The 13,178-nt window shown below is 65.6% G+C and carries 9 protein-coding genes and 1 pseudogene; 7 read left to right on the top strand and 3 right to left on the bottom strand.

Annotation, left to right across the window (positions count from 1 at the left end; translation table 11 throughout):
* Positions 1-17: 17 nt before the first annotated feature.
* The 3 genes from XANALMUS060_RS10075 (at position 18) to XANALMUS060_RS10065 (ending at position 3,223) form a co-directional block, all read left to right on the top strand.
* Positions 18-1,289: a patatin-like phospholipase family protein gene (locus XANALMUS060_RS10075; protein WP_045729053.1), complete on the top strand. Its 1,272-nt coding sequence runs from the start codon at positions 18-20 to the stop codon at positions 1,287-1,289.
* A 114-nt stretch (positions 1,290-1,403) separates the two neighbouring features.
* Entirely contained in the window at positions 1,404-2,033 is a 630-nt protein-coding gene (locus tag XANALMUS060_RS10070) for a phasin family protein (protein ID WP_045738276.1), read from the top strand.
* 182 nt (positions 2,034-2,215) lie between these two features.
* Positions 2,216-3,223 carry a restriction endonuclease gene (locus XANALMUS060_RS10065; RefSeq protein ID WP_152640460.1) on the top strand — a complete coding sequence of 336 codons (1,008 nt, stop codon included), beginning with the start codon at positions 2,216-2,218 and terminating at the stop codon, positions 3,221-3,223.
* Between the two features lie 37 nt (positions 3,224-3,260).
* On the opposite strand, the gene XANALMUS060_RS10060 is transcribed toward XANALMUS060_RS10065, so the two are convergent.
* The 3 genes from XANALMUS060_RS10060 to XANALMUS060_RS10050 all read right to left on the bottom strand — a co-directional run bounded on the left by XANALMUS060_RS10060 (position 3,261) and on the right by XANALMUS060_RS10050 (position 7,524).
* Positions 3,261-5,249 carry an SDR family oxidoreductase gene (locus XANALMUS060_RS10060; protein WP_045738274.1) on the bottom strand — a complete coding sequence of 663 codons (1,989 nt, stop codon included), beginning with the start codon at positions 5,247-5,249 and terminating at the stop codon, positions 3,261-3,263.
* A 129-nt stretch (positions 5,250-5,378) separates the two neighbouring features.
* Positions 5,379-6,101, bottom strand: coding sequence for a histidine utilization repressor (gene hutC, locus XANALMUS060_RS10055; protein ID WP_045738273.1), 723 nt, complete (start codon positions 6,099-6,101; stop codon positions 5,379-5,381).
* Between the two features lie 49 nt (positions 6,102-6,150).
* Positions 6,151-7,524: a formimidoylglutamate deiminase gene (locus XANALMUS060_RS10050; RefSeq protein ID WP_045738305.1), complete on the bottom strand. Its 1,374-nt coding sequence runs from the start codon at positions 7,522-7,524 to the stop codon at positions 6,151-6,153.
* An 88-nt stretch (positions 7,525-7,612) separates the two neighbouring features.
* Here XANALMUS060_RS10050 and hutI point away from each other — a divergent pair, with 88 nt between their 5' ends.
* The 4 genes and pseudogenes from hutI (at position 7,613) to hutU (ending at position 13,030) form a co-directional block, all read left to right on the top strand.
* Complete coding sequence (gene hutI / locus XANALMUS060_RS10045) at positions 7,613-8,815, top strand: imidazolonepropionase (protein ID WP_045738272.1); 1,203 nt, start codon at positions 7,613-7,615, stop codon at positions 8,813-8,815.
* A complete protein-coding gene (hutH, locus tag XANALMUS060_RS10040; RefSeq protein WP_045738271.1) occupies positions 8,812-10,356 on the top strand; it encodes a histidine ammonia-lyase in 1,545 nt (514 codons plus the stop codon). Before hutI ends, hutH begins: the two co-directional genes overlap by 4 nt.
* An 82-nt stretch (positions 10,357-10,438) precedes the next feature.
* Entirely contained in the window at positions 10,439-11,317 is an 879-nt protein-coding gene (hutG, locus tag XANALMUS060_RS10035) for an N-formylglutamate deformylase (RefSeq protein WP_045738270.1), read from the top strand.
* 41 nt (positions 11,318-11,358) lie between these two features.
* Positions 11,359-13,030, top strand: a pseudogene (hutU, locus tag XANALMUS060_RS10030) (urocanate hydratase).
* The last annotated feature ends 148 nt before the right edge of the window (positions 13,031-13,178 follow it).

Below are 13,178 nucleotides of genomic sequence, written 5' to 3'. Positions count from 1 at the left end.
CCTCCTGCGGACCGCGCATGCTTTCCCTCCACAGCGCCTCGCCACGTCCCCGTTCCCACGGCCGCATCGGCCTGGCCATCGCCGGCGGTGGCCCGATCGGCGGCATGTATGGCCTGGGGGCGTTGCGGGCGCTGGACGAGGCAATGGACGGGCTGGACCTGACCCGTCTGGATTGCTACGTGGGTGTCAGTTCCGGCGCGTTCCTGACCGCCGGCCTGGCCAACCGGGTGAGCAGCGCCGAAATCTGCAGGATCTTCGTCACCGGCAACAGCGACGATGCGCATTTCCGGCCCGAGGATTTCCTGCGCCCCAACGTCTACGAATACCTGCGCCGTGCCGCCAACCTGCCACGGCTGGCCTACGATTGGTGGCACGACCTGCTGACCGAGCCGCACAAGACCCGCTGGTCGGATCTGATCAGCCGCTTCGGCGGTCTGGTCCCAAGTGGGCTGTTTGACAATGCCGGCGTGGAGCGCTTCCTGCAGGACGTGTTCAGCCGCCGTGGCCGCAGCAACGACTTCCGCGCACTGGACACGGATCTGTTCGTGGTCGCGGTGGACCTGGACAGCGGCCGTACCGTGCGCTTCGGCGAACGCGGACTGGATCAGGTGCCGATCTCGCTCGCGGTGCAGGCCAGTGCGGCGCTGCCCGGGCTATATCCGCCGGTGGAAATCGACGGGCACCACTACGTGGACGGTGCGCTGCGGCGCACGATGCACGCCTCCACCCTGCTGGAACGCGGCATCGACCTGATGATCGGGATCAATCCGCTGGTGCCCTACGACGCCACCCACGCACCGCGGCGCAACGGCCACATCGACCGAGCACGGCTACTGGCCGGCGGTCTTCCAGCGGTGCTGTCGCAGACCTTCCGCACGCTGCTGCAGTCGCGCATGCAGGTCGGGCTGGAGAAGTACGCACGGCAATATCCGCAGATCGATCAGATGGTGTTCGAGCCCAATGCCGACAACAGCGAACTGTTCTTCACCAATTTGTTCAGCTATTCCGCACGCCATCGCGTATGCCAACTTGCCTACCGCAACACACTGTCCGATTTACGTCGCAACGCGCAGACGCTGGAGCCGATGCTGGCCGCGCACGGCATCGTGCTGCGCCATGCGATCCTCAACGACCGCCACCGGACCTTCCTCGATGGCGTTGACGTGCAGCCGCGACGCATGACCGAAACCACCGCACGGCTGCGACGTGCGCTCGACGATGTGGATCAGGTGGTCGCACGCCACCGTGCCAACAGCCGCGCCAGGCAGCAACCGCTGGATCACAAGTAACCCCACCGCCGGCAAAGCGCTGCTACAGCGACAGGATTGTGTGATTACTCTAGTGGACGTCGTAAATTTAAGTCTCCAACTCAACCACCCATCTGCCAAAGGAAGCGTATCGTCATGGCTACTTTGAAGAAATCCGCGCGTAAGCAGCGCAGTTCCACTGTCGCTGACGACAGCCTGCAGACACAAGCCGAGAAACTGTCCAAGCGCCTGGGCGAATCGGCACAGCAAGTCTGGCTCGCTGGTGTCGGTGCGTTCGGTCGTGCCCAGGCCGAAGGTGGCAAGCTGTTCGAGACCCTGGTCAAAGAAGGGCTGAGCCTGGAAGAGAACACCCGCAAGCTGGCCGGCGGTAGCGTCGATGCGGTACGCGATGCGGTCGAGAACCGGGTCGGTCAGGCCCGCGGGCGTGCAGCCGATACCTGGGACCGGCTGGAGAAAGTGTTCGAAGACCGGGTGCAGCGCGCGTTGCGCCGGCTGGAAGTGCCGAGTCGCGAAGACCTCGGCGCCCTGATCGAGCGCGTGGACACGTTGAATGCCGAACTACGCCATCTCGGTGGCAGGGGGCGGAGTACGCGACCGGCGGGCAAGACATCCACGGCGGCGAAGCAGCCATCCAACACGTCGGCCACACGCACAAGTGCGGGCAAACCTGCGACACCAGCGCGACGGCCGGCGAAGTCCGCAGCCACCAAGGATGCACGGAGCAAGCGCGCCAGCCGCCAAGCTGGCCGGACACCGAAGGAATAACGGCGTTGCCCTGACTGTCGCCGCCGCTCAGTCAGTCCGGCAGAAGACCTTCGCCCACCGCCCTTGGCGGTTTCCGCATTCGCGTGCCGTTCCTAGTCGGCCGCCTGGCTGCTGCGGCCTTGGCGGGACCTTGACACGCCAACGATACACTCGTGTCTCGAATTGTATACACGGGTGTAAGCATGTCCTCCTGGATTGCGGCAACAGTATTGGCAGTGACGGCATGGCTCGCCAGCAGCCTTTACCTCTGGCTGGTGAGGCGTCGCGAGAACGAGACTGCCGCTGGGTTGAATGCCTTGGTGGGCCTGCATTGGCGTGATTTTTCCCGCATGGTGCGGCGCGCGATGCGCGAGCAGCGCGACCTCCAAGACCCGATCCTGGAAGCAGACACCTGCCTGGAACCGAAAAGCGATTTCATGATGGTACGCGGCGGCGAGCGCTGGCTACTGTCGTGCAAACACGGCCGCGCATACCGAATCGGCTCAAGCGCAGTCAATGAATTGGGGACGACGGCGCGAATGATGGGCGCTCGGGGCGGCATCCTCATCACCGAAGGCAAGGTAGAACGCGACGGCATCGCCGCCGCCGAAAAACAGTCGGTGGAGATCCTCGATGGTCGCCGCATCTGGCCGATGCTCAAGCCATATCTGCCGAGCGAACTGGAAGACGAGGTCATCGGCGCCAGCCGCCGACGCGCACAACGGCATATCACTATCGCGGCGCTGGCCGCACTCACCCTCGGACTCTTACTTGGCATCGGCGGCGTGCTACAACACGTCGGCGCGGCCGAGCCCGCCACAGGCACGGCGCAGGTAGCAATCGCGCACACACCTGTGGCAATCCACAATGCGACAATCCTCGGCGCCGACTCGGCCCAGTCTATTCACGACCACGCCGCGGATGGACATGCTGACAATCGTGCAGATATTGCGCCAGCGGACCCGGCGAGCGAGCAGAACCAACGTCACTCGATCTCCAAAGTCCTGGCACGCACCCCGGGGGTGATCCGCGGTATCTGGCAGACACCGATCACGCTGGTGATCGACCGCAGCGGCGAAGACGACCAAGTGTGGCCGCGCATCTGCAACGAGGTGGAGCGCTATTCCTCGTTGCGGACCGTTCGCATCCAACTCAACCCACGCCCCGGCCACGCTGAGCCGGTACGCTGGCGGCAGTGTCAAACGTTTTAAGAGTGACTCACCAACACGGCCAGAACCAGAGCCTTCCTCACCAATGCACCCCGCGCATCAGCGCGGCGAACGCGATCTGCTCCTGACTCGGCTTGGCCTCGCGCAGTGCCTTGCGGTCGCCCTTGGCGGCGGCCGAATCGGGGAATAGTTCGAAGGCGGTGTTCATCACCACCTCGTAGGCCTTCGGCGCCAGCGCGTTGACCAGCGCGGCAAAGATGCCCAGGCGCGTCGCCACGCGACTGGGACGCTCGATGATCGCCTTGACCATCAAGTCGGCGGCCTCCTCGACGCTCAACGTCGGCACGTTGTCGTACATCTTGGTCGGAGCGATCATGGGTGTTTTCACCAGCGGCATATTGACCGTGGTGAAGCTGATGCCCTTGCTCGACAATTCGCCCTGCGCACAGCGGCTCCAAGCGTCCAGCGCCGCCTTGGAGGCGACATACGCGGAGAAGCGCGGCGAATTGGCCAACACGCCAATCGAACTGACGTTGATGATGTGGCCCTTGCGCCGCGTGGTCATGCCCGGCAGCACGCCCATGATCAAGCGCAGACTGCCGAAGTAGTTCAATTGCATGGTCCGCTCGAAATCGTGGAAGCGCTCGTAGCTGAGTTCGATCGAGCGGCGGATCGAGCGACCCGCGTTGTTGATCAACACATCGACACGGCCATGCGCATCGAGCACGGTCTTGAGCAACTGATCGCACTCGTGCAGATCCGACAGGTCGGCGGTATAAGCGAACACCTTGCCGCCCTTGGCGTTCATCGCATCGCGTGCGGCATGCAGTTCCTGTTCGCCACGCGCAACGATGATGGTGATGGCACCGGCCTCGGCGACACGCTGTGCGGTGGCCAGGCCAATCCCCGAGGAGCCGCCGGTGATCAGCACCACCTTGCCGCGCACTTTGCCCTTGAGCGAGCGGTCGACGAACAGGTCCGGATCCAGTTGCCGTTCCCAGTAGTCCCACAGACGCCAGGCGTAGTCTTCCAGCCGTGGCAAGGTAATGCCGCTGTCCTTGAGTGCGCGCTCGGTCTCGCGGCTATCGAAGCGGGTTGGATAACTGATGAATTTCAGCACTTCGCGCGGGATGCGGAAATCCCGCAGCAGCATGCCGGTGAAGCGCTGGATTGGCGGCAAGCCACCGATGGCCTCGCGAATATTGGCAGGTACGAAGGCAAACATCCGCGTATCCACGCGCAAGCTCATCTCCGGCGCATGACCAGCGCGGCAAAACAGGTTGAGCACCTCGCCAATGCGCCGCGGTTCCGGATCGGTCAGATGGAACGCGCGACCATCGAGCTTGGGTTTATGCGCGATGTGGTCCATTGCATTGGCGACGAAATCCACCGGCACCAGATTGATCCTCCCGCCTTCGATGCCCAGCATCGGCGCCCACGACGGCAATAGCTGACGCAGCTTCTTGATCAGCGGGAAGAAGTAATACGGCCCATCGATCTTGTCCATGGCGCCGCTGCGCGAATCGCCGACCACCATCGCCGGACGGTAGATGCGCCACTTGATCCGGGTCTCGGCGCGCACCAGCGCCTCGGCGTCGTGCTTGGTACGTAGGTAGGGATCATCCAGCCCCTCGGCTTCTTCGAACATGTCCTCGCGAAAAACACCCGGGTACAACCCGGCTACCGCAATCGAACTGGTGTGGTGGAACACGCCAGCGCCGATCTGCGCAGCCAGCTCCAGCGCATTGCGGGTACCGTCGAGGTTGGCGACGCGTTGCGCATGAGCCTTGGCGGTAAGATCGTATAACGCTGCCAAGTGAAAGAAGTGCTTGACCTTGCCATTGAGCGCCTTGCACTGCGCGGTATCCAATCCGCAAGACACGCTCCCCACATCGCCGTGCAACACCACCAGGCGCTTGCTGTCCCAACCGTGCTCACGCACCAGCGCATCGAACTTGCGCTGGGATTCTTTGCGCAACAGAACATGCACGATGCCTTTGCGTCGCAGCAGATTGGTCATCAGATAGCGGCCGATAAAGCCAGTAGCGCCTGTCACGAAATACGTCATGCCCAGCTATCCCTCGTTGCGTGGCCATGGCCCTTCGCCCGCCCTCGGTGCTAACTTGCCAGAGAGCGGCGAGCAGGACAAATGCACGCTGGAGTATGGTGCTGGAGCCGATGCCACAGCGGCAGCGCTTCAACGCTCTCCGGGCGAGAACCGCGCGACCAGATCGTAGGTGTCGCCGAGGAACAGCTGACGCACGAAGGTCACCGGCAGCTCACCCCGCCAGGTGCGGCGATCGATCGACAGACAGGCCGTGCCTGCCGCTACCTGCAACCGCGCGGCCTGCGCGGCGTCGACGCCGACCGCACTGATGCGGTGTTCGGCGCGCGTCCAGGAGACATGTTGCAACAGCCAACTGCCGGGTACGGTGATCGCAAAATCCATGTACAAGGCTTCCGGTACCGCCACCGGGTTGATCACCCGTTCTTCCAACGCGAATGGGCGACCATCGGCGAAATGCAGGCAATGCAGGGCCAGCAAAGTCCCTCCCGTGGGGACCTCCTGCTCCTGTGGTCGCGCAGCGCGCTGCTGCCGTTCCAGCAACACGAAACGGTAGGCATGACCGCGAGCGGCGACCTCGACCGGGATATCCGGGATCTCCAACGCGGCCTGCTCCATGTACGGATGCCGGCGCGCCACGAACGAGCCAGCACGCCGCCGTCGCTCGATCATGCCGGCATCGGCCAGCAGCGCCAGCACCTTGTTGACCGTCATCCGCGAGCAACCGTATTGCGCCATCAATTCGTGCTCGAACGGAATCCGATGACCCGGCGGCCACGCGCCACTGCGGATACGCGCTTCGATCTCGCGGCGGATACGTTGGTTGAGCGGGGGCGCGGGATGTGGCGAATTCATCGACAACCTCGGCAGTCGCGGCGAGTGCTGCGCAGACAGGCATGCGCGCTCATGTGTCGAGCAGCTTGCCGAGCGCACGCGCATAGCGCGTGGCGACCGCTTCGCGTTGCAGATGGCGACCATCGCGTACCCATTGGCGAGCGTGGCGCCAGACCGAACGCACCGCGCCGCCACGCGCGGCGAAGATCCAACTGTCCAACCACGCATCGCCGTCGCGCGCCTGCAGCGCCGGATGCGCGGCATCCAGTTCGACCAGATCCGCTGGCGCACCGACCTGAAACCCCTGTTCGACCCCAAGCGCCTGCGCCGCACCCTGCCCCGCGCACTGGAACAGAAAACGGCCACTGGAGAGCCCGTCGGCATGTGTGAGGACGTTGCGGCCACGCAAGGTCAGGCGCTGAGCGTACTCGAGCAAGCGGAGTTCCTCCGCCGCATCGATCAATACGTTCGAGTCGGAACCAACGCCGAAACGGCCACCGGCAGCGAGGAAATCCCGCAGCGGGAACAGCCCGTCGCCGAGATTGGCCTCGGTGATCGGGCACAGGCCGACCACCGCACCACTGGCGGCGATGCCCCGCACTTCGTCGGCATCGACATGGGTGGCGTGAACCAGACACCAGCGCGCATCCACCGGCGCATGCGTCAGCAGCCATTGCACAGGCCGCTGCCCGCTCCAGGCCAGGCAAGCGTCCACCTCGCGGGTCTGCTCGGCAATGTGCAGATGCACCGGGCCATCGCACAGCGGCAGCAACGCCACCAGTTGCTCCGGAGTGACCGCACGCAAACTGTGCGGAGCGATGCCCAGCACCGCATCGTCCAGTCCGCGCAAGGCATGGCGACTCGCGTGGAGAAGATCGGCATATCCGTCGATCTCGTGCAGCAAACGCTGCTGTGCAGGATGCGGTGCAACGCCGCCGAAATCGGCGTGCGCGTAGAACACCGGCAGCAAGGTCAGGCCGATGCCACTGGTCTGCGCCGCCGCGGCCAGGCGCTGCGCCATCTCGGCGCGATTGGCATAAGGCCGGCCGTCGGGCGCGTGGTGCAGATAATGAAATTCGCCAGCACGGGTGAAGCCGGCTTCGAGCATCTCCACGTAAGCCTGTTCGGCGATGGCCTGCATGCTGTCCGGATCAAGCCGCTGCAGGAAGCGATACATCAGCTCGCGCCAACTCCAGAAGCTATCGCCGCTGCGCCCACCGATCTCGGTGAGGCCAGCCATACCGCGCTGGAAAGCGTGACTGTGCAGATTCGCAAGTCCAGGCAGCGCAATCACCAACCGCTGATCGCCGGACACCGCCGCTGCGCCGACCTCAAGCGCGGCGATCCGGCCAGCGCGAACGGCGATCCGCACATCCCGCGCCCACCCCTGCGGCAACAGCGCGTGTGCGCACCAGAACCCGCTCTGCGCCTCGTTTCCGTCCATTGCCTGCTGTGCCTGGGTCTGCACTGGACACCCTTGATCGACCGCAATTATTGTATATACAAAATAGCCGACGGGGCCGACCGCGACCATGCACTGCGACACGCTTTGGCACAACGCGCATCTGATGACGCTGGAGGCCGAAGACGACGGGCTTGGCCTGGTCCGCGACGGCGTGGTCGGCTGCCGCGACGGTCGTATCGTCTACGCTGGCGCTGCGGCGCAATTGCCGGGTCCGTTGACCGCACAACGCAGCATCGACTGCGGTGGACGCTGGATCGGTCCTGGCCTGATCGACTGCCACACGCATCTGGTCTACGCCGGCAACCGGGCCAGCGAGTTCGAGCAGCGCCTGCGCGGCGCCAGCTATGCCGACATCGCCCGCGCTGGCGGCGGCATTGTCTCCACCGTGCGCGCCACTCGCGCCGCCGACGAGGACGCTCTCCTCGCCGCCAGCCTGCCACGGCTCGACGCCCTGCTGGCCGAGGGCGTGACCACGGTGGAGATCAAGTCCGGCTACGGTCTGACCTTGGAGGACGAACTGCGTCTGCTGCGCGTGGCGCGGCGGCTGGGCGAACTGCGCGCGGTGACGGTGTCGCCGACGTTCCTCGGCGCGCACGCGGTGCCGCCCGACGGCCAGGCGCAAACCTACATCGACGAGGTCTGCGAACGGATGATCCCAGCCGTCGCCGCGCAGGGCCTGGCCGAAGCGGTGGACGTTTTCTGCGAGCATCTGGCGTTCACTCCTGCGCAAACCGAGCAGGTGTTCCAGGCCGCGCAGCGCCATGGGCTGGCGCTGAAGATCCATGCCGAGCAACTCTCCAACCAAGGTGGCGCGGCGCTGGCCGCGCGCTACGGCGCGCAATCGGCCGATCACCTCGAATACCTGGACGCTGCCGGTGTCGCGGCGCTGGCCGCCAGCGGCACTGTCGCGGTGCTGTTGCCAGGTGCCTTCTACTTCACTGGCGACACGCAACTACCGCCCATCGCCGCGCTGCGCGCCGCAGGTGTACCGCGTGCGCTGGCGACTGACTGCAATCCCGGCACCTCGCCGCTGACCAGCCCATTGTTGGCGATGAACCTGGCCGCGACGCTGTTCCACCTGACCGTGGCCGAATGTATCGCCGGCTTCACCCGTGAAGCAGCGCGCGCACTCGGGCGCCAGAACCGGATCGGCCGCCTGCGCGCCGGGCTGAGCTGCGACCTGACGATCTGGGACATCGAAGAACCGGCCGAATTGGTCTATCGCATGGGCTTGAACCCACTGAATGCGCGTATCTGGAGAGGACAATGAGCAACGACGAGATTCTGCTGCGTCCAGGTGCGGTCAGCCTGTCGCAGTGGCGCGCCGTGTACCGCGGTGCTGGCGTGCGCCTGGATCCGGTCTGCGCCGATGCAGTGTCGCGCAGTGCACAGACGGTGGACGCCATCGTCGCCCGTGGCGCACCGGTGTATGGCATCAACACCGGCTTCGGCAAGTTGGCCAGCGTGCGCATCGAACCCGACGATCTGGACGTCCTGCAACGCAACATCGTGCTGTCGCACGCGGCGGGGGTCGGTGCGCCGATGCCGGTGCCGGTGGTGCGGTTGATGATGGCGCTGAAACTGGCGAGCTTGGCGCAGGGCGCCTCCGGCGTGCGTGCGCCGACGCTGGCGCTGCTGGAAGCGCTGCTGCGCCATGAGGTGATCCCGGTGGTGCCTTGCCAGGGCTCGGTCGGCGCCTCCGGCGATCTGGCGCCGCTGGCGCACCTGGCCACGGTGATGCTCGGCGTCGGAGAAGCCTTCGTCGCTGGCGCGCGTTTGCCGGCTGCGCAAGCGTTGGCCCAGGCCGGGTTGCAACCGTTGTCGCTTGGCGCAAAGGAAGGCTTGGCGCTGCTCAACGGCACCCAATACTCCACGGCCTATGCGCTGGCCGGGCTGTTCGAGATCGAGCGCGTGTACCAGGCCGCCCTCGTCACTGGCGCACTCTCCACCGAGGCGGCGAAAGGCTCGGACACCCCGTTCGACCCACGCATCCACGCGCTACGCGGCCAGCCCGGGCAGATCGCCACCGCCACCGCGCTGCGCGAACTGATGCGTGACTCGGCGATCCGCGATTCCCACCGCGACAACGACCTGCGCGTGCAGGATCCGTACTGCCTGCGCTGCCAGCCACAAGTGATGGGTGCCGCGCTGGACGTGATGCGCCAGGCCGCCACTACCCTGGCGATCGAGGCCAACGGAGTATCCGACAACCCGCTGGTGTTCAGCGAGACAGGCGAGGCACTGTCCGGCGGCAACTTCCACGCCGAGCCGGTCGCCTTCGCCGCCGACATGCTGGCGCTGGCGGTGTGCGAAATCGGCTCGATCAGCGAGCGCCGCGTCGCCATGCTGGTGGACCCCGCACTCTCCGGGCTGCCGGCGTTTCTAACCCCGAAGCCCGGCCTCAATTCCGGCTTCATGATCCCGCAGGTCACCGCCGCGGCACTGGTCTCGGAAAACAAGCAACGCGCCTACCCGGCCAGCGTCGATTCGATCCCGACCTCGGCCAACCAGGAAGACCACGTTTCGATGGCCGCGCACGGCGCGCGGCGCCTGTTGCCGATGGCCGAGAACGCGGCCAACGTGATCGGCATCGAACTGCTCGCCGCCGTGCAAGGCTGCGATTTCCATGCACCGCTGGCCTCCAGCGCCGCGCTGGAAGCCGCACGTGCGCTGCTGCGCACGCGCGTACCGTCGCTGCAGGACGACCGCTACTTCCATCCGGACATGTGCGCCGCCGCCGCCCTGGTACGCGAGGGCGCACTGGCCGAGGTCGTGCGCGTGCGCCTGCCCGACGCCAGCTCGGCCCTGTGAGCATGCAGGCGCGATTTTCTGCGCCAGGACACCGCGCTCCTTCACTGCGCAAGTTGCTCCCGGATCGACACGCGAGGCGCCGATGACATCCAAACCAGACTGGCTGAGTGTGCAGCGCGGCGATACGCCGCTGATCGTCAGTTTTCCGCACACCGGCACCGAATTGCCGGTCATGCTGGCCGAGCGCTTCGTCTCGCCATGGCTGGCGCAGCGCGATGCCGATTGGTGGGTGGATCGCCTGTACGAATTCGCCACCGTGCTGGGTGCCACCACGGTGCGCACCGCGATCTCGCGCTCGGTCATCGACGTCAACCGCGACCCTGCCGGGATTTCGCTGTATCCCGGACAGAACACCACCGGACTATGCCCGCTGACCACCTTCGACGCACAGCCGCTGTACCGGCCTGGCGCCGAACCGGATGCGGAAGAGATCGCCGAACGTCGCGCACGCTGGTTCGCGCCATACCACGCAGCGCTCGATACCGAGATCGCACGCCTGCGCGCGCGGCATCCGACGATCGTGGTGTACGACGCCCATGCGATCCGTTCGCGTATTCCGCACCTGTTCGACGGCGAACTGCCGCAGTTCAACATCGGCAGCGCTGGCCCGGATGGCACGCTCGACGGCAGTTGCGCGCCCGCACTGACTGACGCGGTCGAGCGCGTGTGCGCTAACAGCGGTTTCAGCCATGTGCGCAACGGTCGCTTCAAGGGCGGCTGGAGTACCCGCCATCACGCCGCGCCCGCGCAAGGCGTGCACGCAATCCAGATGGAACTGGCCTGCCGCGGCTACATGCACGAACCGCAGACGATCTCGCCCTCGACCTGGCCCTCGCCTTGGAAACCCGCGCATGCCGCCGCGCTGAGCGCGGTCCTGCAGCAGGTGCTGCAAGCCTGCCTGGACTTCGCCCAGGCGTCCCCCATCCCTTGCGTGCCTGCGCCATACGATTGCGCCCAGTAGCCCGCCAACGCACGTTCCCGCATTCGCCAGAGGAATCCCACATGCCCCGCTTCGATGCCACCCGCACCATCCATGCGCCCACCGGCAACACCCTCACCGCCAAAAGCTGGTTGACAGAAGCGCCGCTGCGCATGCTGATGAACAACCTGCACCCGGACGTGGCCGAACGCCCGCAGGAGCTGGTCGTCTACGGCGGCATCGGCCGTGCCGCACGCGATTGGGAAAGCTTCGACGCAATCGTGGAGACACTCAAACGCCTGGATGAGGATCAAACGCTGCTGGTGCAATCGGGCAAGCCGGTCGGCGTGTTACGCACCCACCCCGACGCACCGCGCGTGCTGATCGCCAATTCCAACCTGGTCCCACGCTGGGCCACCTGGGACCACTTCAACGCGCTCGACAAAAAAGGCCTGGCGATGTACGGGCAGATGACCGCCGGCAGTTGGATCTACATCGGCGCCCAGGGCATCGTGCAGGGTACCTACGAAACCTTCGTGGAAATGGGCCGCCAACACTATGGCGGCAATCTTGCCGGCAAATGGCTCTTTACCGGCGGACTCGGCGGCATGGGCGGGGCGCAACCGTTGGCGGCGGTGATGGCCGGCGCCTCGTGCCTGGCGGTGGAATGCCGCAAGAGCAGCATCGACATGCGCCTGCGTACCGGCTATCTCGACACCTGGACCGACAATCTCGACGAAGCCCTGCGCCTGATCGAGGCCGCGTGCAAAGCGCAGCAGCCGCGCTCGATCGGCCTGCTCGGCAATGTCGCCGATGTCCTCACCGAACTGCTCCAGCGCGGGGTCAAACCGGACCTGCTGACCGACCAGACCTCGGCGCACGATCCGGTCAACGGCTATCTGCCGCAGGGCTGGACGGTCCAACAGTGGGATGCGCAGCGCGTGCGCGCGCCCAAGGAGGTGGAACGGGCTGCACGCGCCTCGATGGCCAACCACATCCGTGCCATGCTTGGTTTCCACGCGCTCGGCGTGCCAACCGTGGACTACGGCAACAATCTGCGACAGATGGCGCTGGAAGAAGGCGTGCGCAACGCTTTCGACTTCCCCGGCTTCGTTCCCGCCTATCTCCGCCCGCTGTTTTGCCGTGGCATCGGCCCGTTCCGCTGGGTCGCACTGAGCGGCGACCCCGAAGACATCGCCAAAACCGACGCCAAGGTCAAGGAACTGATCCCCGACGACCCGCATCTGCACCGCTGGCTGGACATGGCCGCCGAGAAGATCCACTTCCAGGGCCTGCCAGCGCGCATCTGCTGGGTCGGCCTGGGCGAGCGTGATCGGCTCGGCCTGGCGTTCAACGCGATGGTCGCCAACGGCGAACTGAAAGCACCGGTGGTGATCGGCCGCGATCACCTGGACAGCGGCAGCGTCGCCTCGCCGAACCGCGAGACCGAAGCCATGGCCGATGGTTCCGATGCGGTGTCCGATTGGCCGTTGCTCAACGCCCTGCTCAACACCGCCAGCGGCGCGACCTGGGTCTCGCTGCACCATGGCGGTGGCGTCGGCATGGGCTTCTCGCAGCATGCCGGCATGGTCATCGTCTGCGACGGTAGCCAGGCCGCCGCCAAGCGCATCGCCCGCGTGCTGTGGAACGACCCGGCCACCGGGGTGATGCGACATGCCGATGCCGGCTATGCCGTCGCGATCGACTGCGCTAAAGAAAAACAGTCAGTTGGATTTGCCCGGCATCCTGCGCTGACCGCCCTCCCGCAGACCACGCCCGCAGACCACGCCTGCGGGCCCGGCACGTAACGGCTCCCTCTCCGTCAAAATGGAACAGGCTTCCCTGCTTGCCTGTTGCCCCCTCAAGATCACGGCCAGCGTGCCGACAAGAGCTCCAACATTTC

Origin of the sequence: Xanthomonas sp. MUS 060 (assembly GCF_000963215.1) — a bacterium.
Classification (GTDB): Bacteria; Pseudomonadota; Gammaproteobacteria; order Xanthomonadales; family Xanthomonadaceae; genus Xanthomonas_A.
This window is presented reverse-complemented; position numbering and strand designations above follow the sequence as displayed.

Excerpts from the sequence above, each read along its gene's own strand:
- XANALMUS060_RS10075 (WP_045729053.1), top strand. The coding sequence starts at position 18 with ATGCTTTCCCTCCACAGCGCCTCGCCACGTCCCCGTTCCCACGGCCGC.
- XANALMUS060_RS10070 (WP_045738276.1), top strand. The coding sequence starts at position 1,404 with ATGGCTACTTTGAAGAAATCCGCGCGTAAGCAGCGCAGTTCCACTGTC.
- XANALMUS060_RS10065 (WP_152640460.1), top strand. The coding sequence starts at position 2,216 with ATGTCCTCCTGGATTGCGGCAACAGTATTGGCAGTGACGGCATGGCTC.
- XANALMUS060_RS10060 (WP_045738274.1), bottom strand. The coding sequence starts at position 5,249 with ATGACGTATTTCGTGACAGGCGCTACTGGCTTTATCGGCCGCTATCTG.
- hutC (WP_045738273.1), bottom strand. The coding sequence starts at position 6,101 with ATGAATTCGCCACATCCCGCGCCCCCGCTCAACCAACGTATCCGCCGC.
- XANALMUS060_RS10050 (WP_045738305.1), bottom strand. The coding sequence starts at position 7,524 with ATGGACGGAAACGAGGCGCAGAGCGGGTTCTGGTGCGCACACGCGCTG.
- hutI (WP_045738272.1), top strand. The coding sequence starts at position 7,613 with ATGCACTGCGACACGCTTTGGCACAACGCGCATCTGATGACGCTGGAG.
- hutH (WP_045738271.1), top strand. The coding sequence starts at position 8,812 with ATGAGCAACGACGAGATTCTGCTGCGTCCAGGTGCGGTCAGCCTGTCG.
- hutG (WP_045738270.1), top strand. The coding sequence starts at position 10,439 with ATGACATCCAAACCAGACTGGCTGAGTGTGCAGCGCGGCGATACGCCG.